General features: G+C 68.7%; 17 protein-coding genes. 8 read left to right on the forward strand and 9 right to left on the reverse strand.

Going from position 1 to position 20,135, the window contains the following annotated elements; genetic code table 11:
* Window positions 1-14 precede the first annotated feature (14 nt).
* On the forward strand, window positions 15-596 hold the full coding sequence (locus tag F4562_RS06305; RefSeq protein WP_184543895.1) for a Uma2 family endonuclease: 582 nt from the start codon (window positions 15-17) through the stop codon (window positions 594-596).
* Between the two features lie 60 nt (window positions 597-656).
* Here F4562_RS06305 and uvrB read toward each other — a convergent pair whose 3' ends face one another.
* A complete protein-coding gene (uvrB, locus tag F4562_RS06310) occupies window positions 657-2,768 on the reverse strand; it encodes an excinuclease ABC subunit UvrB (RefSeq protein ID WP_311734106.1) in 2,112 nt (703 codons plus the stop codon).
* 188 nt (window positions 2,769-2,956) lie between these two features.
* On the opposite strand from uvrB, the gene F4562_RS06315 reads away from it, so the two are divergent.
* The 6 genes from F4562_RS06315 (at window position 2,957) to F4562_RS06340 (ending at window position 9,497) form a co-directional block, all read left to right on the forward strand.
* Window positions 2,957-4,564: an SPFH domain-containing protein gene (locus tag F4562_RS06315; protein WP_246473367.1), complete on the forward strand. Its 1,608-nt coding sequence runs from the start codon at window positions 2,957-2,959 to the stop codon at window positions 4,562-4,564.
* A gap of 141 nt (window positions 4,565-4,705) precedes the next feature.
* On the forward strand, window positions 4,706-5,953 hold the full coding sequence (locus tag F4562_RS06320) for an SPFH domain-containing protein (protein WP_184543891.1): 1,248 nt from the start codon (window positions 4,706-4,708) through the stop codon (window positions 5,951-5,953).
* A gap of 26 nt (window positions 5,954-5,979) precedes the next feature.
* Complete coding sequence (locus F4562_RS06325; protein ID WP_184543889.1) at window positions 5,980-6,750, forward strand: sporulation protein; 771 nt, start codon at window positions 5,980-5,982, stop codon at window positions 6,748-6,750.
* A 343-nt stretch (window positions 6,751-7,093) separates the two neighbouring features.
* Complete coding sequence (locus tag F4562_RS35670) at window positions 7,094-7,429, forward strand: Scr1 family TA system antitoxin-like transcriptional regulator (protein WP_312872082.1); 336 nt, start codon at window positions 7,094-7,096, stop codon at window positions 7,427-7,429.
* Window positions 7,411-7,632 (forward strand): DUF397 domain-containing protein, encoded by a 222-nt coding sequence (locus tag F4562_RS06335; protein ID WP_184543885.1) that lies wholly within the window; start codon window positions 7,411-7,413, stop codon window positions 7,630-7,632. The genes F4562_RS35670 and F4562_RS06335 overlap by 19 nt, the downstream gene beginning before the upstream one ends.
* A gap of 401 nt (window positions 7,633-8,033) precedes the next feature.
* Window positions 8,034-9,497, forward strand: a complete 1,464-nt coding sequence (locus F4562_RS06340) for an FG-GAP-like repeat-containing protein (RefSeq protein WP_184543883.1) — start codon at window positions 8,034-8,036, stop codon at window positions 9,495-9,497.
* A 219-nt stretch (window positions 9,498-9,716) separates the two neighbouring features.
* On the opposite strand, the gene coaE is transcribed toward F4562_RS06340, so the two are convergent.
* The 5 genes from coaE to polA all read right to left on the reverse strand — a co-directional run bounded on the left by coaE (window position 9,717) and on the right by polA (window position 16,684).
* Entirely contained in the window at window positions 9,717-10,316 is a 600-nt protein-coding gene (coaE, locus tag F4562_RS06345) for a dephospho-CoA kinase (RefSeq protein ID WP_184543881.1), read from the reverse strand.
* Window positions 10,317-10,425: 109 nt separating this feature from the next.
* Window positions 10,426-10,890: a GNAT family N-acetyltransferase gene (locus F4562_RS06350; protein WP_184543879.1), complete on the reverse strand. Its 465-nt coding sequence runs from the start codon at window positions 10,888-10,890 to the stop codon at window positions 10,426-10,428.
* A gap of 160 nt (window positions 10,891-11,050) precedes the next feature.
* On the reverse strand, window positions 11,051-12,547 hold the full coding sequence (rpsA, locus tag F4562_RS06355; protein WP_184543877.1) for a 30S ribosomal protein S1: 1,497 nt from the start codon (window positions 12,545-12,547) through the stop codon (window positions 11,051-11,053).
* A gap of 222 nt (window positions 12,548-12,769) precedes the next feature.
* Window positions 12,770-13,933: a polysaccharide deacetylase family protein gene (locus F4562_RS06360; RefSeq protein ID WP_246473368.1), complete on the reverse strand. Its 1,164-nt coding sequence runs from the start codon at window positions 13,931-13,933 to the stop codon at window positions 12,770-12,772.
* 36 nt (window positions 13,934-13,969) lie between these two features.
* A complete protein-coding gene (gene polA, locus F4562_RS06365; RefSeq protein WP_184543875.1) occupies window positions 13,970-16,684 on the reverse strand; it encodes a DNA polymerase I in 2,715 nt (904 codons plus the stop codon).
* Between the two features lie 68 nt (window positions 16,685-16,752).
* On the opposite strand from polA, the gene F4562_RS06370 reads away from it, so the two are divergent.
* Window positions 16,753-17,175 (forward strand): PaaI family thioesterase, encoded by a 423-nt coding sequence (locus tag F4562_RS06370; protein WP_184544132.1) that lies wholly within the window; start codon window positions 16,753-16,755, stop codon window positions 17,173-17,175.
* A 407-nt stretch (window positions 17,176-17,582) separates the two neighbouring features.
* On the opposite strand, the gene F4562_RS06375 is transcribed toward F4562_RS06370, so the two are convergent.
* Genes F4562_RS06375 through F4562_RS06385 form a run of 3 tightly spaced genes read right to left on the reverse strand, consistent with a single transcriptional unit; the run spans window position 17,583 to window position 20,065 of the window.
* Entirely contained in the window at window positions 17,583-18,344 is a 762-nt protein-coding gene (locus tag F4562_RS06375; protein WP_281402930.1) for an amino acid ABC transporter ATP-binding protein, read from the reverse strand.
* Between the two features lie 5 nt (window positions 18,345-18,349).
* Window positions 18,350-19,198: an amino acid ABC transporter permease gene (locus tag F4562_RS06380; protein ID WP_184543873.1), complete on the reverse strand. Its 849-nt coding sequence runs from the start codon at window positions 19,196-19,198 to the stop codon at window positions 18,350-18,352.
* 3 nt (window positions 19,199-19,201) lie between these two features.
* The gene (locus F4562_RS06385; RefSeq protein ID WP_184543871.1) at window positions 19,202-20,065 is read right to left on the reverse strand and encodes an ABC transporter substrate-binding protein; all 864 of its coding nucleotides are present in this window, start codon (window positions 20,063-20,065) and stop codon (window positions 19,202-19,204) included.
* Window positions 20,066-20,135 lie beyond the last annotated feature (70 nt).

Below are 20,135 nucleotides of genomic sequence, written 5' to 3' on the forward strand. Positions count from 1 at the left end.
AAGGAGAACCTTTGATGACAGCCGCCTTGCCTGAGTGGTTCCACCTGGGGCCGGAGGGCGGCTGGACCGCCGACATGCTCGATCGTCTTCCTCCCGATGCGCCCCCGCACGTCGAACTGATCGACGGGTCACTCATCACGAGGTCTCCGCAGACCGCCGTCCACATGCTCATGCTCCGGCTCCTTGAGCGTGCGCTCACCCCCCCGGACAACCTCATCGTCGTCCGGGAGATGAGCGTGACGCTCGGCATCCGGCAGCGGCCCGAACCCGACATCATGGTGGTCACGAGATCGGCGCTGACGAGCCTGAAGACGACCTCGTTCAAGCCGGAGGACGTTCGTCTTGTGGTCGAGGTGGTCTCTCCGGAGTCGGTCGAGCGGGATCGGAGTACCAAACCCATCAAGTATTCCGACGCCGGGATCAAACACCTCTGGCGTGTGGAGCAGGAAGACGATCGGCCCGTCGTCTACACCTTCGAGCTGGAACCCTCGGTCAGGGCCTATGTCCCGACCGGCATCCACCGAGGGCGACTGAGGACGGACATCGGGTTCGAGGTCGACATCGAGCTGGATCTCGAGAAGTTCATCGGCCCTTGAGTCCCGGCCCCGGCCCGTTCCTTCCGCGGGGCCGGGGCAGAAACGGGCCGGAAAGGCCCGTCAGGAGACTCCGGCCTCCCGCATGTCACGCACCTCCCGCTTGAGTTCCTTGATCTCGTCGCGGAGCCGGGCGGCGACCTCGAACTGGAGGTCGGCCGCGGCCTGGTGCATCTGCTCGGTGAGCGACTCGACCAGCGCCTCCAGCTGGGCCCGGGGCATCTCCCCCGCGATCGCCTTGGCGTGCTGGCCGACCTGCTTGGCCGCGAAGCCGGGAACGGGCGCCTTGCCGCGCGACTGCTGACGGCCGCTGCCGCCGAGGAGCTGGGCGGTGTCGGCGTCTTCCCGGGTCAGCGAGTCGAGGATGTCGGCGATCTTCTTGCGGAGCGGCTGCGGGTCGATGCCGTTGGCCTCGTTGTAGGCGATCTGCTTGGCCCGGCGGCGGTTGGTCTCCTCGATCGCCCGTTCCATGGAGGGGGTGATCCGGTCTGCGTACATGTGCACCTGGCCGGAGACGTTACGGGCCGCGCGGCCGATGGTCTGGATCAGGGAGGTCTCCGAACGGAGGAAGCCCTCCTTGTCCGCGTCGAGGATGGCCACCAGCGACACCTCGGGCAGGTCGAGGCCCTCGCGGAGCAGGTTGATGCCGACCAGCACGTCGAACTCGCCCATCCGCAGCTCGCGGAGCAGCTCGATGCGGCGCAGGGTGTCGACCTCGCTGTGCAGATAGCGCACCCGGATGCCCATCTCGAGCAGGTAGTCGGTGAGGTCTTCGGACATCTTCTTGGTCAGCGTGGTGACCAGGACCCGCTCGTCCTTCTCCGTACGGACACGGATCTCGTGCACCAGATCGTCGATCTGCGACTTCGTCGGCTTGACGATCACCTCGGGGTCGACCAGGCCGGTGGGGCGGATGACCTGCTCGACCACCTCGCCCCCGGTGCGGCCCAGCTCGTAGGGGCCGGGGGTGGCCGACAGGTAGACGGTCTGGCCGACGCGCTCCAGGAACTCCTCCCACTTCAGCGGGCGGTTGTCCATCGCGGACGGCAGGCGGAAGCCGTGGTCGACGAGCGTGCGCTTGCGGGAGGCGTCGCCCTCGTACATCGCGCCGATCTGCGGGACGGTCTGGTGGGACTCGTCCAGGACCAGCAGGAAGTCTTCGGGGAAGTAGTCGAGCAGGGTGTTGGGTGCGCTGCCCGGGGGGCGGTCGTCCATGTGGCGGGAGTAGTTCTCGATACCGGAGCAGCTGCCGATCTGGCGCAGCATCTCCAGGTCGTAGGTGGTGCGCATGCGCAGCCGCTGGGCCTCCAGCAGCTTGCCCTGTCGCTCCATCGTCTCCAGGGTCTCGGCGAGCTCGGCCTCGATGCCCCGGACGGCCTTCTCCATCCGCTCGGGGCCCGCCACGTAGTGGGAGGCGGGGAAGATGTAGAGCTCGTCGTCCTCCGTGATCACCTCGCCGGTCAGCGGGTGCATGGTCGAGAGCTTCTCGATCTCGTCGCCGAACATCTCGATCCGCACGGCGAGCTCTTCGTACTTGGGGATGATCTCGATGGTGTCGCCGCGGACCCGGAAGGTGCCGCGGGTGAAGGCCATGTCGTTGCGGGTGTACTGCATGTCGACGAGACGGCGCAGGAGCCGGTCGCGCTCGATCTCCTGACCGACGTTGAGCCGGACCATGCGGTCGACGTACTCCTGCGGGGTGCCCAGACCGTAGATGCACGACACCGACGCCACCACGATGGTGTCGCGGCGGGTCAGCAGCGAGTTGGTCGCCGAGTGGCGGAGCCGCTCGACCTCCTCGTTGATCGAGGAGTCCTTCTCGATGTAGGTGTCGCTCTGCGGGACGTACGCCTCCGGCTGGTAGTAGTCGTAGTAGGAGACGAAGTATTCGACCGCGTTGTTGGGCATCATCTCGCGCAGTTCGTTGGCGAACTGCGCGGCGAGCGTCTTGTTGGGCTGGATGACCAGGGTCGGCCGCTGGAGGCGTTCGATCAGCCAGGCGACCGTCGCGGTCTTGCCCGTGCCCGTGGCGCCGAGCAGGACGGTGTCCTTCTCCCCGGCCTTGACACGCCGCTCGAGCGCGGCGATCGCGGCGGGCTGGTCACCCGAGGGGATCATGTCGGTGACGACCTCGATGGGAGCCACCTTGCGCTGCAAATCAGTTACCGGCCTCACCTGACCCACTGTAGGCGGAGCCCCCGACAGTTCTTCCCCGGAAGGCCGCGCCGGGTTCAACCGCGCGACAAGCGAGCCGCAAGCGTCACCTACTTGACTGTTGTCGTGCGAACGCTCACCAAGCGTGATATATCGGCCTTTCGACATGCGATGACTCCGGAGGTTTGATGTCCCGGCCAAGAGAAGCCATGCAGTCCGCGCTCGCCGCGGCCCAGGCGATAGGACAGGGCGGAGACGTACGCCAGGTGGTCGGGCAGGCGGTCGAACAGCTCGCCGGGCAGTTGCCCGGGGAGAAGGGCTTCGCACTCAACGCCTCCGACTTCGTCGCCGCCCGCGACCAGGCGGCCTCGGTGGGGACGCTCATCGAGGCGCGCAGCGTGTCGCTCGGCGAGGCCGGGGAGGTCGTCAACCGCAGCTTCACCGCCAAGGGCCCGGGCGGCGAGCCGGTCCACGTCATATCTCCGGTCGTGATCCCCAAGAGCGGCACCGCCCGGATGGTCCTCCCGCTGGTCGTCCTGGCGGTGCTCGGACTGGCCGGGCTCCTCGCCACCGGCCTGCCCGACGGCGCCCGCGCGTTGTTCGGCCCGCACTACTGGGCGGTGCTCGTGCTGGCCGCGGCGTTCCTGTGGTGGCGCCGGAGCGTGGTCATGGTGCCCGAGGGCTGCAAGGCCCTCATCACCAAGTTCGGCAAGCTCGTGCAGGTCGCCGACCCCGGCCGGGTGACGCTGTTCAACCCGTGGAAGCGGGTGAGCTACATCGTCAACACCACCCGCGAGTACCCCTTCAACGCACCAATCCGCGAGGCCCCCACCCAGCAGGGCGTCAAGGCCAGCGTCGACCTCTTCCTGCAGTTCCGGATCGAGAATCCGGCCGAGTTCATCTTCGTGCTCGGCTCGGTCAGCGGCTTCCAGGCCAAGCTGCAGAACGCCATCAGCGAGGTCACCCGCTCCCTCATCTACGCCCAGCGCGCCGAGGAGATCTACGACCTGGTCGGCGAGAGCACCATGGGCATGCTGGACAGCCTCAACCAGCAGTTCCTGCCCGCCGTCCGGCTCACCGATGTGAACATCACCCACGCCGAGCCGTCCAGCCAGGAGTACCGGATGGACCTGGCCGCCCCGGAGATGATCAGGGTCGCCAAGGAGGCGTACACCTACGAGTACGAGCTCCAGCTCCGCAAGGAGCAGAACGAGGGTGACCTGGTCAAGGAGCTGGCCGGCCTGCAGGAGCAGCTGTCCGCCATCCAGGCCGAGATCGCCGGCTACCAGGCCCGGATGGACACCGCGCTGGAGCGGGCGTCCCACCAGGCCAAGGCCCAGGCCAGCCAGCGGATGGTGGAGGCGGAGTCGACCGCCAAGGCCAACGCGGCGCTGCTGGAGGCCCAGGCGCTGGACATCCGGGCGCTGAGCGCCGCGGAGGCCCCGGAGATCCTCGACTACCGCTTCCAGCAGGACCTGCTCGACAAGCTGGAGGCGGTCGCCGCCCACCTGCCCCGGGTGGTCCAGGTGGGCGAGACCACCGACATCGACCTGCTCGCCCTGGCCCGGCAGCTGGTCGGCACCCGCGAGACGCAGCTGTTCTCCGAGGCGGACATGGCCGCGATCAGGGCACGGATGGTCGAGATCGGCGACCGTGTCGAGGGACGCGCGGCCGAGATCGGCGCCCTGCTCAACCCGCCCGCCGAGGCGACCGTGCCCGACGCGACCGCGACCACCGCGACCGCGTCCGCCCCGGCCCGGGAGACGCCGGCCCCTTCCGTACGGGAAGCGGACGCCGCCGCGCGGGAGGAGATGTGAGAGGCGCATGGGCGACCGGGTCATGACAGGTGTGAAGAACGGTGCACGGCCGGCGACCGGGGAACGGCCCCGGCACGGTGAGCGGAGCGATCCACGGCGGACGAGCGGCCCGCGCGGCGGGCGAGGAAGGGTGAGCGACCGGTGAGCAGGGAGTTTTCGAAGATCAAGGAGTCCCTGGCCTCGTGGTCGGAGATCCGCCAGCTGTTGCGCGGCGGCGAGTCAGGGCAGCTGGTCCCGGTCGTGATCCCCAAGGACCGGCGGGGCTTCGCCTGGGTGACGATGCTGCTCCTGGCGCTCTACCTGGCCGGCACGGCCGTGTTCGCCGGTGGGGCGCTGGCGCTCCTGGCCGCGGTCGCCGCCGTGTTCTCCCTGGTGGTCGGCCTGGTGTGGATGTGGCGCCGGGCGATCATCGAGATCGAGGAGGGCACCACCGGCGTGCGCAGCCGGTGGGGCGCCATCGTCGGCACCCTGCCGCCCGGACGGCACTACCTGTGGCTGCCGTGGGACCGGGTGGACGCGGTGGTCGACACCTCCACCGAGATCCCCTACTCGGCGCCCATCGCCGCCTGCCCGACGGCGGAGAACGTCCCACTGAAGTCGATCGAGTTCTTCCTGAAGTTCCGCATCGTCGACCCGGTGGCCTTCGTCCGTACCATCGGCGCCGGTAACTTCGACCTGGTGCTCAGCAGCGCCGTCCAGGACGCCATCCGCCAGCGCAGCCGCCTGGTCCACACCGAGCGCGCCTACGACCTGCGCGGCTCCGACGTGGGTGACATGCAGGAGCTGCTGACCCGACAGCTGGGCCGGTACGGGGTGCGCATCACCGGCGCCAACATCCCGGACGTGCAGCTGCCCGACCAGTACCAGCAGCACCTGGCCACCCGGGAGAAGGTCGCCAAGGAGCTGTCGGCCTTCGAGCGGGAGTGGGAGCTCACCCGCAAGCGACGGATCGACACCCTCCTGATGGAGATCGAACGCGCCAAGAAGACGCGTGACGCGCGTATCGTCGAGGTGAGAGCCGCCGCCAACACCGCGCGTAAGGACGTCGCCCGCATGCTGGAGGAACACGAGACCGAGGCGCAGCGGGTGCGCTGGGAGATCGAGGCCAAGGGCCGCGCCGAGCTCACCGCGGCGGAGAACGAGGCGAAGGGGCTGCGCAGGCTGGCCGACTCCTACCGCGACAACCGCGCCGTGCTCCAGTACGAGCTGGCCCGCCGCCGGCTCGACGTGGGCGCCAAGCTGGCCGAGAGCGCCCCGCGTCCCGTCGTCGTCCGCACCTCCGGCGCCTCCGGCGACGCCTCCGCCCTGTCCACTATGCTCCTGGCTCAGATCCTGCCCCAGCTCGGCGGCACGAACGGCCAGGTCAAGCCCCCCGCACAGTCTCACTGAGAAGTCTCTATCCCCTGGGAGTCCAGATGGTGTTCCGCAAACTGATGGCCGCGTTCGGGGCCGGTGTCGAGGTCGACACCGTCCTGCAGAACTCGCAGGTCCGTCCCGGTGAGCTCCTGCGCGGGCAGGTCAACTTCCGCGGCGGCGGCTCCGACTACAAGGTGGAGGGCATCTTCATCGACTTCACCGCGGTCGTCGAGGTCGAGAGCGGTGACAACGAGTACAAGACGACCTACAGCTTCCTGCGTCAGCAGATCACCGGGCCGTTCCACCTCGCCGCCGGCGCCCCCCAGTCGGCTCCGTTCGAGATCCAGGTTCCCTGGGAGACCCCGATCAGCGCCATCGGCGGCTACCCGCTGCGCGGCATGCAGCTCGGCGTCTCCACCGAGCTCGCCCTGGCCGGCGCGCTCGACAAGGGCGACCTCGACCCGCTGTTCGTCAACCCGCTGCCCGCCCAGGACCACCTGCTCGGCGCGCTGGACAACATGGGCTTCCGCTTCAAGAAGGCCGACCTGGAGCGCGGCACCCTGCACGGCTCGCACATGCCGTTCTTCCAGGAGATCGAGTACTACGCCGGTGGCGAGTACCACCGCCACTTCAACGAGCTGGAGCTCACCTTCATCGCCGGCCCGCAGGCGATGGACGTGATCCTGGAGGCCGACAAGCGCGGCAGCTTCGGCTCCAGCCACGACACCTACAGCCGCTTCACCGTCCACTACACCGACCACCCCGGCCAGGTGGAGCAGTCGCTGAGGGCGGGCCTGCAGGCCATGGCCCACAAGCGCGGCTGGTTCTGAGCTTTTCCGCGTACGGGTGTGCCCTGGTCGCCAGGGCACACCCGTTTTTATCGAATACAGCCGTATGCCCTATTGCCCGCCACCATGAAAACCCGCGTGAGCCGGTCCCTCCGCCCAATGGAAATCCACGTGATCCCGCCCTTCCGTTCGAAGAGCGGTACGTCCACGGCTCCACCTCTGATTGAACGGATCGAATTGTCAGGCGGGTGGTGACCCGCTGGAGCGGAAAGGCCGTAGCGGGCGATCAGGACGGCGATCGTCCCGGGGCCCGGTGCGCCTTCGCTCCGCGTGCCGGTCATCGCCACGCCACCCGGCACCAGACGACCCGTCCCACCGTGTCCTCGTGCCGGCCCCACGAATCGAGGGCCCGGAGGTCATGTACGAGCAGCTCGACCACCTCGCGACCGTCGCCGATCAGCAGAATGTGAAGGTGCAGATCGTCCCTCACGACACCTGCTGCACGACCGGCCTGATGTCCGGATTCGTACTCGCCCAACTGCCGGACGCACCGACCGCCGTTTCCATAGAGTCCGCAGGAGAGGGCGAGGTTTCAGCGGATCATCATCTGGTAACCGCCGTATGGGATAGATATGACAGGATCCGAGCAGAGGCGCACCGTCCCGGGCAGTCGCTAGAAATGATCAAAGAAGCGAGGGACCAATGGAAGCAGCAGACCTGATCGGCCTTGACCTCTCCGGGGCCGCCTGGAAGAAGAGCTCCCTCAGCGGTGACAGCGGTGGAAACTGCGTCGAGGTCGCCGGAAACCTTCCTGGGGTCGTCGCCGTCCGCGACAGCAAGAACCCCACCGGCCCGGCCCTCACCTTCACCTCAGGCGATTGGCAGACCTTCCTCAATGCCGTGAAGTCGGGCCGCTTCGACTGACCGGCGAGACCGCTCCCGGCTCTCGGTTCCGAGCACACTGCCGGAGAGTTCGTCTTCTCCCGAGGATCGAACGCACCCGATCGTTCCGGCGGTCGGGTGCCGGTGTTCGAGCTTCCTCCTGGCCCGGAATCCAGGTGATCGAGGAGCAGTGATCGCTTCAGCGCTCCGCGCGTCAATTCGTATCGCGGCAGGTGAACCGGACGCGATTCCGGTGCCACCGAATCACCGGGTCGTCGCAGGCAGCGCGGAGATCCCCGGCAGGTAGGTCCCTGGTCCTCGAAGGAGGATGCGACGTCTCCGCGGCGTGGACGGTGCGGCCAGGCCGTGTCATCCTCACCACGCATGGCCGGTCAGCCGTACAGGTGACGCCAGGTTCGCTCTGGCTCGTCATACTCCGGTCCATGAACATCCGCAAGATCACCCAGTCGGCGGCGGTACTCGCCCTGACCGCGGCCCTCACCATCCCGGCCGGCCCCGCGCAGGCGGCCGCCGGCCCGAACACCGACTTCAACGGCGACGGCTACAACGACCTGGCCTTCGGCGTTCCCACCTATCCCGGCTTCCCGGGCGGAGCCAGCAACGCCGGCCTGGTCGGCGTGCTGTACGGCGGACCCGACGGGCTGGGCCCCCACTACACCATCCGCCCCAGGCCCGGCTGCGTCAGCACCAAATACCCCGACGGCAGCCCCGCGCCTTGTTACCTGTGGGGTCGGGGTCTGAGCGCGACGGACTTCGACGCCGACGGCAGGACCGACCTCGTCTTCGCCGGCGCCGCCGACATGGAGGTCCTGGCGTGGAAGCCACGGATCACCACGATCATGCGGCGCACGCATGTGTCCCTCGACTCCGCCGGCCGTAGCGGCCATCTGGTGGCCGGGCAGATCGACGGCCAGCCCGGAAAGGACATCGTCTCCGCGGAGAGCCAATACCGAAAGCTCATCGGGTGGTACAACGGGGCACAGTCACCTACCTACACCGGGCCGTCGCTTCCGGGCAGCGAGCAGGGTGCCTTCCACTCGATGGACGCCGCCGACCTCGACGGCGACGGCAAGCTGGAGGTGGCGACCGTCTTCGAGAACGGCTGGAACGGCGACGTGCACCTGCTGGTCCTCGACGAGCCGCACAGCGCGTCGGGGACGGTCACCACGCTCGGGTCACCGGACCACTGCAGCCCGCCGGCTCTGTCGTCCATCGACATCTGCCCGAAAGCCGACTCGGAGGTGGCCCTGGGTGACGTCAACGCCGACGGACGCGCCGACCTGGTCATGTCCACCCCCAGTACCGGCCGGCTGCAGATCTGGTACGGCTCGGCCTCGGGATTCGCCTCCTATCCCAACTTCGTCTCACGGGTGTCGTGGATGCACCCCCTCGGCAGCCCCCCTCCGCTCCCCCGCAACCTGGCCGTCGGTGACGTCAACGGCGACGGCGCCGCCGAGATCGCCATCGGCGCCCCTCGGGTTACGGTCTCCGGGCAGCAGGAGGCCGGTCACATCGCGCTGGTCTCGGGTTCGCCCACCGGCCCGGTCCTGTCCGACGTACAGATCATCAGCCAGGACGGCATCACCTCTCCCCACGATCCCGCCTCGGCATCCGCCGACCCGATCGCAGAACAGTCCGCCGCCTACGACAACTTCGGCCTGGCGATCTCGATCCTCGACGTCACCGGTGACGGCAAGGCCGAGGTCGTCATCGGTGCCCCCGGCAAGAACGGAGGCCGCGGCATGCTGACCGTCCTGCGCGGCACCTCCGGGGGAATCTCCACCGCCGCCGCCCAGGTCGTCCACGGCCTCGATGTCGGCGTGAACACTCCCGTCTTCGGGAGAGGGCTCGGCGTTCACCTGCTGCAGACGAACGGCCCCCGGTGATCATCGGACGCGGACGAAACCCCGCCCTCCGACGCGCGTCGAACGGGTGCGGGCCGCGGCGCCAGCCGGCCCGCACCGGCACGACCGGTCCGCGGAGCCTCTGGTGTGCGGCGGTCAGCCCGCCGCCTTCGGGGTTCCCCGTGCTTGCGGCATGACCGCGCCGGGCCGATCACGCTCCCCGGGGAGTTGACTTCAGCCCTTCCCTTCGACCTCGGCCGCTCAGGTCGCGACGCGGGCGGTCAGCTCGGCCCAGACCTCGGCCACCCGGGCCTCCAGGTCGTCCAGGGTGCCCTCGTTGGGGATGACGATGTCGGCGACCTTCAGGCGCTCCTCCCGGGTCGCCTGGGCGGCGATCCTGGCCCTGGCGTCCTGCTCGCTCATCCCCCGCGTCCCGACCAGGCGGGCCAGGCGCACGTCGTCGGAGGCGTCCACGACGATCACCACGTCGTACATGGGGGCCAGGTTGTTCTCCGCCAGCAGCGGCACGTCGTAGACGACGACGGCCCCGGGGTCGGCGGCGGCCTGGAGCTCGGCGACCCGGGCTCCGACCAGGGGGTGGACGATGGCGTTGAGGGCGGCGAGCTTCTCGGAGTCGGCGAAGACGATCGAGCCCAGCTTCTCCCGGTTGAGCGAGCCGTCCTCGCGGAGCACCTGCGGGCCGAAGACGGCGACGACGCGCGCCAGGCCGTCGGTTCCCGGCTCGACCACCTCGCGTGCGATCTTGTCGGCGTCGATGACCATCGCTCCCCGGGCACCCAGTCGCCGCGAGACCTCGCTCTTGCCCGATCCGATCCCGCCGGTAAGCCCCACCTTCAACATGATCCGCAGCATACGCGGTGCGGACCCGGCATCGCCCGTCAAGGCCCCACGGCCCTCCAAGGCCCATGGTCCTTCAAGACCCCGCGGCCCTCCAAGGCTCCACGCCCCGTCACGACCCCGCGGGCCGCTCCCTGCGCATGTGGACCAGGGTCAGGTGGTCGCTCATCCGCTCCCGGCCGGCCTCGCGGTAGCCGAGGCGGCGGTAGAGCCGCAGGCCGGCCTCCGACAGGTGTCCGGTGAACAGGTCGAACACCGGCGCGGCGACCTCCTCGTGCAGGGCCGCGAGCAGCGCGCCACCGATCCCCCCGCCCTGCATGTCGGGTGCGACCACCAGACGGCCGACCAGGCAGGCGGCGTCGGAGACCCGGCCGCGCACCGCACCCACGATCCTCGCCCGCTCCCGGGCCACCAGCACGGTGCCCGTCTCGACGGCCGCGCGGACCTGGGCGGCCGACTCCACCAGCGGCGGGATGAACGGGTCGCCGTACAGCTGGGCCTCACTCACGTAGGCGGCGCGCTGCACGGTCAGGATCTCTCCCTCGTCGCCGGGCCTGGCCCACTCGATGACCGTCACGGCGCCACCCTAACCCGGCGGACGGCGTCCCCCCGATGTCCGCGAGAACGCGGAAACCCCCGGAGGGCGTGAGAGCGTGGAAAAGACCCCGGAACGCGGAAAGGACCCCGCCGGAGCGGGGCCCTTCCGTGTATCTCTGTCTACCCTCTGTCCTGACCGGTCAGCTCTGGCCGCCCGCGAGCTTCTCGCGCAGGGCCGCGAGAGCCTCGTCGGAGGCGAGGGCACCGGACGCCGGAGCGGACGAGCCGCTGCTGGAGGAGCCGGAACCGGAGGACGGGGTCTCACCCGAGTAGGACGTCGGCGCGGCCTCGCCGGCCTCGGCCTCGGCCTTGCGGGCCTCCTCGATCTGCCGCTTGTGAGCCTCGAAGCGGTTCTGGGCCTCGGCGTACTGCCGCTCCCACTCCTCCCGCTGCTTGTCGAAGCCCTCAAGCCACTCGCCGGTCTCGGAGTCGAAGCCCTCGGGGTAGATGTAGTTGCCCGACTCGTCGTAGGTCGCCGCCATGCCGTACAGCGTGGGGTCGAACTCGACGTCGGCGCCGAGCGCGGTCTCGTTCGCCTGCTTGAGCGACAGCGAGATCCGGCGACGCTCCAGGTCGATGTCGATGATCTTCACGAAGATCTCGTCGCCGACCTGGACGACCTGCTCGGGGATCTCCACGTGGCGCTCGGCCAGCTCGGAGATGTGGACCAGGCCCTCGATGCCCTCCTCGACGCGGACGAACGCACCGAACGGCACCAGCTTGGTGACGCGGCCCGGGACGACCTGCCCGATCTGGTGGGTGCGGGCGAACTGCTGCCAGGGGTCTTCCTGCGTGGCCTTGAGCGACAGGGAGACGCGCTCGCGCTCCATGTCGACGTCGAGGACCTCGACCGTGACCTCCTGGCCGACCTCGACGACCTCGGAGGGGTGGTCGATGTGCTTCCAGGACAGCTCGGAGACGTGCACCAGACCGTCGACGCCGCCGAGGTCGACGAACGCACCGAAGTTGACGATCGAGGAGACGACGCCCTTGCGGACCTGACCCTTCTGCAGGGTGTTGAGGAACGTCTGGCGAACCTCGGACTGGGTCTGCTCGAGCCAGGCGCGGCGGGAGAGGACCACGTTGTTGCGGTTCTTGTCGAGCTCGATGATCTTCGCTTCGAGCTCGCGGCCCACGTAGGGCTGGAGGTCGCGCACGCGCCGCATCTCGACCAGGGAGGCCGGGAGGAAGCCGCGCAGGCCGATGTCGAGGATGAGACCGCCCTTGACGACCTCGATGACGGTACCGGTGACGATGCCGTCCTCGTCCTTGATCTTCTCGATCGTGCCCCAGGCGCGCTCGTACTGCGCGCGCTTCTTGGACAGGATCAGGCGACCTTCCTTGTCCTCCTTCTGGAGGACGAGGGCCTCGACGTGCTCGCCAACCTCGACGACCTCCGCCGGGTCGACATCATGCTTGATCGAGAGCTCACGCGAGGGGATGACACCCTCGGTCTTGTAGCCGATGTCGAGCAAAACTTCGTCTCGATCGACCTTGACGACGGTGCCCTCGACGATGTCGCCGTCGTTGAAGTACTTGATGGTCAGGTCGATCGCTGCGAGGAACTCTTCCTCAGAGCCGATGTCGTTGACCGCTACCTGCGGGGTGCTCGAGGTGGCCTCAGTGCTGCTCGTCATGTGTGGAGTTGCTCCGAACGCGGACAGATGTCGATGTGGCGAACGCGCGGCAGGCCTCTTACCGTTCAGCCGAAGGGATTGGCATCGGCGTGATCGAGCGCGAGCCCACTCCGTCCGAGACACGCGCGAGCCCACAACGCAGCGATCAGCATATGAGACCAGACGGGTACGGTCAATTCGACGAGGCTACGCGTTCATGGACCGAAGAGACGACGATCTCGCTCAGTAGGCGTTGATCTGACGCCTCCGGTCGGGTCTGATATTACCCCGAAGCCCGCGTGGTATGGAGATGCGGTCGGGGTCGCCGTCGGCCGTGTAGCGCTCGCGGGGGTGCTTGTCCAGCCACTCCAGCCAGTATTGCGAGCACCACTTGCGGCACTCGCCTTTTTTGCCGTTGCTCTGGACGCGCTGGATGGAACGCCGGTCGAAGTCCTTGGCGAACGGTGAGACCGACGGCTGGGCTCCGGCCAGGAAAACACCCTTGAAGGCGAAGTCGTTGCCCTTCCACTTCCCCGACTGCACGGTGGACCGGGTGCGCGGCATCGCGCCGAACGGCAGCGCGAGGGTCTCCGAGGCGGCGCCGCCGAGCTTGCGGAGCATCAGCTCGACCCGGACGATCTGCTCGGCGATCTTCGATTTCGTCAGCCCGGGCAGGTACGGGTGGCTCCAGGTGTGGTTGGCCACCTCGAAACCCCGGGAGGTCAGCCAGCGCACCGCCCGGGCCTGGTCCTGCGCGCTCTGCAGGCCGAACGGCTGGCGGTTCACCCAGAAGGTGGCGACGGGCCGGAAGTCCGGATACTTCTTGGCGACCTGGTAGATGATGCCGACCGCGGTGTCCTTGGCCGGCATGCCGTCGGCGCCCAGGGCGAAGTGGCTGTGGTGACCGTCGTCGAAGGTCAGCACCACCGGATACTTGCCCGCCGGGATGTCGATCTTCCCGGTGACGAACTCCCGCGCGGTGATCGGCACGTAGCCGTCCCTGGCGAGCCGCTCCATCTCCTTGCGCACCTGGTCGGGCGTGCGGTCGATCGACGCCAGCCGCTTCTTCATGATCCGGTGGTACATCAGGATCGGCACCATCCCGGCCTCGTTGGCCTTGACCTGCCGGGCGAACTCCGGAGAGGCGGTGACCGGCGGCGGCAGCTCGGCCGAGGGCATGTCCGGCGTCGGCGTCGGCGACGCCGGGGGCGAAGACGGCGGCGGCGAGCCACCGGCCGTCTTGCCGGCCCGGGGCTCGCCGGAGGGCACGGGAGCGGTGGGGAGCGCCAGGAGCGCCACCACCGCGACCACGACGACCACCACGTTGGCGAGCAGGATGATCTGTGTCAGGGGGATCCGGCTCCGCACAAAACTCCCATGCCCGTCGAGCTTTTCGATGCCGCACAAGCCTAGAACAGACTTGGACAGGTCCGGGCAATCGCGCTAGTGCCCGGCATCCTCCCAGGTGCGGCCGACGCCCACGGAGACCTCCAGCGGGACGCGCAGGGAGCAGGCGGCGTTCATCCGGCCGACGACCAGCTCACGCAGGGGCTCCAGCTCACCGGGGGCCACCTCGAACACGAGCTCGTCGTGGACCTGCAGGAGCATCCGGGAGGTGAGGCCGGCCTCCTTCAGCGCCCGGTGCACGTTGAGCATCGCGACCTTGATGATGTCGGCGGCCGATCCTTGGATGGGGGCGTTGAGCGCCATCCGCTCGGCTATCTCGCGGCGCTGGCGGTTGTCGCTGTTGAGGTCGGGCAGGTAGCGGCGCCGGCCCATCATGGTCTCGGTGTAGCCGTCGTTCCTGGCCCGGGCGACGATGGCGTTGAGGAAGTCGCGGACGCCGCCGAACTCCTGGAAGTACTCCTCCTTCAGGGTCCTGGCCTCGCCGGTCGGGATGTTGAGCTGTGCCGCCAGGCCGTAGTCGGACAGCCCGTAGGCCAGGCCGTAGTTCATCGCCTTGATCTTGGCTCGCATCTCCCCGTTGACCTGCTCCGGCTCGATGCCGAAGACCCGGGCCGCGGTGGCCTTGTGGAAGTCGTGCCCGGACTCGAAGGCCGCGATCAGCGACTCGTCGCCGGACAGGTGCGCCATGATGCGCAGCTCGATCTGGCTGTAGTCGGCCGTCAGGAGGGTCTCAAAGGCCCCGCCGGGACCGCCGGAACCGACCACGAAGCCCTGCCGGATGCGGCGGCCCTCGGCGGTGCGGATCGGGATGTTCTGCAGGTTGGGCTTCTCCGAGCTGAGCCGCCCGGTGGCCGCCACGGTCTGGTTGAACGTGGTGTGGATGCGGCCGTCGTCGGCGATCTCCTTGATCAGGCCCTCGACCGTGACCTTCAGCTTCGCCTGGTCGCGGTGCCTGAGCATGATGGTCGGCAGCTCGTGCTCGGTCTGGGCCGCCAGCCAGGCCAGCGCCTCGGCGTCGGTGGTGTAGCCCGTCTTGGTCTTCTTGGTCTTGGGCAGGTTGAGCTTGACGAACAGCAGCTCCTGCAGCTGCTTGGTCGAGCCCAGGTTGAACTGCTCGCCCACCGACGCGTGCGCCGCCTCGACGGCCTGCTTGACCGCGGCGGCGAACTCGGTCTCCAGCCCCTCGAGATACTCACGGTCGGCGGCGATGCCGGCCCGCTCCATCTCGGCCAGCACGGTGACGAGCGGCAGCTCCACGTCGCGCAGCAGGCCGGTGCCGCCGCGCGGCTCCAGGAACGCCTCCAGGGCGTCGGCGAGCTCGGTCACCGCCAGGGCCCGCAGGGCCAGCTCGCGGGCGGCGTCGTCGTCCTCGTCGAAGAGGCTCACCTGGCCCCCGCCGCCCGCCTCGGCGCGCAGCTCACGCCCGAGGTAGACCCGGACGAGCTCCTCCAGCGGGAAGGCGCGCTGCCCGGGCATCGCCAGGTAGGCCGCGAGCGCCGTGTCGCAGGTGAGCCCGCGCAGCTCCATGCCGTGCGACCACAGCGCCAGCATCGGGCCCTTGGCGTCGTGCACCGCCTTAGGCCTGGCCGGGTCGGCCAGCCACTCGCGCAGGGCCGTCTCGTCGTCCTCGGTCAGCGCGGCGGGATCGAGGAACGCGGCGGCCCGCCCGCCCGTCCCGGCGGACGCGGCCACGGCGATGCCGTCGAGACGCCCGGTGCCCTTGGCGTACTCGCCCCTGAAGGCGAGACCGGCGCGGCCCTCGGGCAGTGCCCGCAGCCAGGCCGCCACGTCGCCGGGACCGAGGACGACCACCTCGCCCTCGAAGCCCTCGTCGCTCGTGGGCTCGGCCGATCCGACGATCTTGAACAGCCGGTCGCGGATCTCGCCGCGGAACTCCAGCGTGTCGAGGATCTTGTTGATCTCGTCGCGGTCGGCGGGGCCCAGCTCCAGCTCGGAGATCCCCCGCTCCAGCGGGACGTCGCGGATCAACTGGGTCAGGCGGCGGTTCATGAGCACCTGGTCGAGGTGCTCGCGGAGCTTGTCGCCGACCTTGCCCTTGACCTCGTCGACCCGGTTGACCAGCTCCTCCAGCGAGCCGAACTCGCGGATCCACTTGGCGGCGGTCTTCTCGCCCACGCCGGGGATGTTCTTGAGGTTGTCGCTGCTGTCGCCGCGGATGGCGGCGAAGTCGGGATACTGCGCCGGAGTGAGCTCGTACTTCTCCAGGACGGCCTCGGGCGTGAAGCGGGTCATGTTGCTGATCCCGACGCGGGTCATCAGCACGGTGACGCGCTCGTCGACCAGCTGGAGGGCGTCGCGGTCACCGGTGACGATCAGCACGTCCATCTCACGGGCCGACGCCTGCGTGGCGAGGGTGGCGATCAGGTCGTCGGCCTCGTAGCCCGGCAGCGACAGGTGCGGCACGCGCAGGGCGTCGAGCATCTCGTGGATGAGGCTCACCTGACTGCGGAAACTGTCGGGGCTCGCGCTGCGGTTCGCCTTGTACTCGGAGTACTCCTCGTGGCGGAACGTCGGCTCCGACCGGTCGAAGCAGACCGCCACGTGGGTGGGCCGCTCGTCGCGGAGCACGTTGACCAGCATCGAGGTGAAGCCGTAGACGGCGTTGGTCTTCTGGCCCGTCGTGGTGGAGAAGTTCTCCTCGGGCAGCGCGTAGAAGGCCCGGTAGGCCAGCGAATGGCCGTCCAGCAACAGGAGACACGGACGATCGGGGGTCGCTTCACTCTTCGGCACAACGGAAGCCTAGTCTCCTGGTGCGACAGAAAACCGTGCCTCGTGCGACAGGAGACGCCCCCTTGACCATGACAGATCCCGGCGAAGCGGCCCGCCGTCTGGAGGAACAGCTCGGCGCCTCCCACCGCGGCACCCTCGTCGAGCGGATGGGCATCGAGATCACCGAGGCCACCGCGGAGCGGGTGGTGGGGACGATGCCCGTGGAGGGGAACATCCAGCCCTACGGTCTGCTGCACGGAGGCGCCTCCTGCGTGCTCGCCGAGACCCTGGGCTCGACCGGCGCGGCCATCCACGCGGGCCCCGGGCGTATCGCCGTCGGCATCGAGATCAACGCCACCCACCACAGGTCCGCGACCTCGGGCCTGGTGACCGGTGTGGCGACCCGTCTGCACGGTGGCCGGACGCTCGCCACCTACGACATCGAGATCACCGACGAGCAGGGCCGCCGGGTGTGCACCTCCCGTCTGACCTGCATGCTCCGCGACATCTGAGCAGATCTCGGACTCGATCATATTCCGGGCGCTTTTTTGCCTTCCCGACGCGACGGGTCCGCTACCGTGGGTCACGACGATGCCCGCGGGGCGGCCGAGTAGAAAACGTACGGAGTCGGGGAAGCTCCATACGGCGCCAAAGGCCTCCCCCGGGCTCGTCGGGCCGGCGGGGCGGCCGGGATCCACCTGGCCCCTGCCCGCGCCGCCTCCGCACCCCCGCTCTCACTTCTCCTCAGAGCGACCGTGAGGCCCCCGCGCACGTACCGGCCGCCTCTGGTCAGGTGACGGCTCGCGGCGGCGCTGCGTCGCCCACAGGCCCGCGCAGGCCCCGTACGACGGCACGGCCCGCGCCGCAAGGACGCGGGCCGTGCCACGGGCGGGTCGCTCCTTCGGAAGGGGCGGGCCCTTCAGATCTCGTGGTGCGTCGGGTCGAGCACACGGCGCAGGAAGGTCCGGGTCCGCTCGTGCTGCGGGTCTCCGATCACCTGCTCGGCGGGGCCGTCCTCGACCACCACCCCGCCGTCCATGAAGACCACCCGGTCGGCCACCTCCCGGGCGAAGGCCATCTCGTGGGTGACCACGAGCATGGTCATCCCCTCCTCGGCGAGCTTGCGCATGACCGTGAGCACGTCGCCGACGAGCTCCGGGTCGAGCGCCGAGGTGGGCTCGTCGAAGAGCATCAGCGCCGGGTTCATGGCCAGGGCACGGGCGATGGCCACCCGTTGCTGCTGACCGCCGGAGAGCTGGATCGGATAGGAGTCGGCCTTGGCACCGACGCCCACCTTGTCCAGGTTCTCCCTGGCGATCCGCTCCGCCTCCGCCTTGCCCCGCTTCAGGACCCGCTGCTGGGCGATCATCACGTTCTGCAGCACGGTCATGTGCGGGAACAGGTTGAACTGCTGGAAGACCATCCCGATGCGGCGGCGGACGGCGTCGATGTCGGCGTCCTCATCGGTCAGGTGGACGCCCTCCACGATCACGTTGCCCCGGGTGGGCTGCTCCAGCAGGTTCACACAGCGCAGCAGCGTGGACTTGCCCGAGCCGGAGGGGCCGATGATGCAGACGACCTGGCCGGAGTCGACGGACAGGTCGATTCCCTTGAGCACCTCCAGATGGCCGAACGACTTGTGCAGGTCGCGGATCTCGACCGCGCGCATCACCAGGGTCATCGGAGTCACCGTCCCTTCGCCTGACGCTTCTCCAGCAGGGACGCGAGGTAGCCCAGCGGGATGGTGACCAGGAGGTACGTCACGCCGACGACCAGGATGGGGGTGGCGTTGGCGTGGGTGGAGGCCATGTCGTTGCCGAACTTCGTGAGCTCGACGTACTCGCCGGAGACGCCGAGGAACAGCACCAGCGAGGAGTCCTTGAGCAGGGACACGAACTGGTTGGTCGTGGGCGGGATGACGATGCGCACGGCCTGCGGGATGACGATGCTGACCATCGAGCGGCTGTACGACATGCCCAGCGAGCGCGCCGCCTCCATCTGGCCCTTCGGCACCGCCTGCAGACCCGCGCGGAGCGTCTCCGCCATGTAGGCGGAGCCGACGACGGTCAGGCCCAGAATGCCCTGGCCGTAGGTGCCGCCGGGTACCTCGAACCCGGGCAGCGCGAGCGGCAGGAACAGGATGAGGAGGAAGACCAGCAGCGCCGGCAGGCCCCGGAAGATCTCGATGTAGGCGATCGCGATCCACCGGTAGGGCCGCACCGACGACAGCCGCATCAGCGCGAACAGCAGGCCGAGCAGGAAGGCGAAGAGGAATCCGCCGACCGAGTAGATGATCGTGTTCTTCAGCGCGATCGTGAAGAGCTCGGGGAGCGTCTCCTCGGCGACCTCGGGTTTGGCGAAGTTGGCGGCGAGCTGGCCCCACTCGATGCGCCAGATGAGGAAGGCGACAACGACGATCAGCAGGACGTACTGGACGGCCCTGCTGATGCGCTGCCGCTTACGGGGACTGAGTCCGCTCCTGCCGAAGGGTCCCCCGGCGGGGACGGACTCAGTCGTCGTCGACTTCTCGGTCATCGATCAGCCGAGCTCGCCGGGCTTCTTGCCGAACCACTTGACGAAGATCTCATCGTAGGTGCCGTCCGACTTGGCCTGCGCGATCGTCTCGTTGATCGTCTTGAGCAGGACCGGGTCGGCGCCCTTCTTCAGGCCGATGCCGTACTGCTCGCCGGTGTCGAGGCTGGCGACCAGCTCGAACTTGTCGGCGATCTCGGGCTTCTTCAGCCAGGTCAGGACGACCGGCAGGTCCTGGACGATCACGTCGACCTGGCCGGACTGCAGGCCGAGCAGCTCCTTGGGCGAGTCGGCGAACTCCTTGGGGTCGAGCCCCTGCTTCTTGACGTAGTCGAGACCCGTGGTCGAGGCCTGGGCGCCGAGCCGCAGGTTCTTCGCCTTGATCTCCTCCAGGGTCTTCACGCCGAGCCCCTTCTTGGCCAGCAGAGCCTGCGTGGCGTCGAAGTAGGGCTCGGAGAAGTCGATGTTCGCCTTGCGCTCCTCGGTGATCGTCATACCGGCGGCGGCCACGTCGCACTTGCCGGCGGCCATCGCCGCGCCGCTCTTGATGACGGCGAAGTCGATGTCGACGATCTCCTGGGTCAGACCGAGCTTCTTGGCCGCGAGGTCGACGATGTCGACGTCGAACCCGACGACCTTGTCACCCTGCTTGAACTGGAAAGGCTCGTACGGCAGGTTGGTGCAGGTGGTCAGTTTGCCCGGCTTGACCAGCTTGACACCGCCCGCAGCCGCGGGGGCACTTCCCGAGGCACCGTTACCCGGGCTCGCGGTGGTGGACTCACCGCCACCGCAGGCCGACAGGCCGAGCGCACCGGCGACGACCATCGCGCCCACCGCGAGCGCACGACGGGAAACAAAACTCAGGCCCACGAAGGCCTCCTTCGGTCAATGTCGCGTCTTGTATGGATACCTCAGTGCAGGTAATGCTCTCTCACCTGCA

The sequence above is a fragment of the Streptosporangium becharense genome (assembly GCF_014204985.1).
Lineage (GTDB): Bacteria > Actinomycetota > Actinomycetes > Streptosporangiales > Streptosporangiaceae > Streptosporangium > Streptosporangium becharense.

Excerpts from the sequence above, each read along its gene's own strand:
- F4562_RS06305 (WP_184543895.1), top strand. The coding sequence starts at position 15 with ATGACAGCCGCCTTGCCTGAGTGGTTCCACCTGGGGCCGGAGGGCGGC.
- F4562_RS06315 (WP_246473367.1), top strand. The coding sequence starts at position 2,957 with ATGCAGTCCGCGCTCGCCGCGGCCCAGGCGATAGGACAGGGCGGAGAC.
- F4562_RS06325 (WP_184543889.1), top strand. The coding sequence starts at position 5,980 with ATGGTGTTCCGCAAACTGATGGCCGCGTTCGGGGCCGGTGTCGAGGTC.
- F4562_RS06335 (WP_184543885.1), top strand. The coding sequence starts at position 7,411 with ATGGAAGCAGCAGACCTGATCGGCCTTGACCTCTCCGGGGCCGCCTGG.
- F4562_RS06340 (WP_184543883.1), top strand. The coding sequence starts at position 8,034 with ATGAACATCCGCAAGATCACCCAGTCGGCGGCGGTACTCGCCCTGACC.
- coaE (WP_184543881.1), bottom strand. The coding sequence starts at position 10,316 with ATGTTGAAGGTGGGGCTTACCGGCGGGATCGGATCGGGCAAGAGCGAG.
- rpsA (WP_184543877.1), bottom strand. The coding sequence starts at position 12,547 with ATGACGAGCAGCACTGAGGCCACCTCGAGCACCCCGCAGGTAGCGGTC.
- F4562_RS06370 (WP_184544132.1), top strand. The coding sequence starts at position 16,753 with ATGACAGATCCCGGCGAAGCGGCCCGCCGTCTGGAGGAACAGCTCGGC.
- F4562_RS06375 (WP_281402930.1), bottom strand. The coding sequence starts at position 18,344 with ATGACCCTGGTGATGCGCGCGGTCGAGATCCGCGACCTGCACAAGTCG.
- F4562_RS06380 (WP_184543873.1), bottom strand. The coding sequence starts at position 19,198 with ATGACCGAGAAGTCGACGACGACTGAGTCCGTCCCCGCCGGGGGACCC.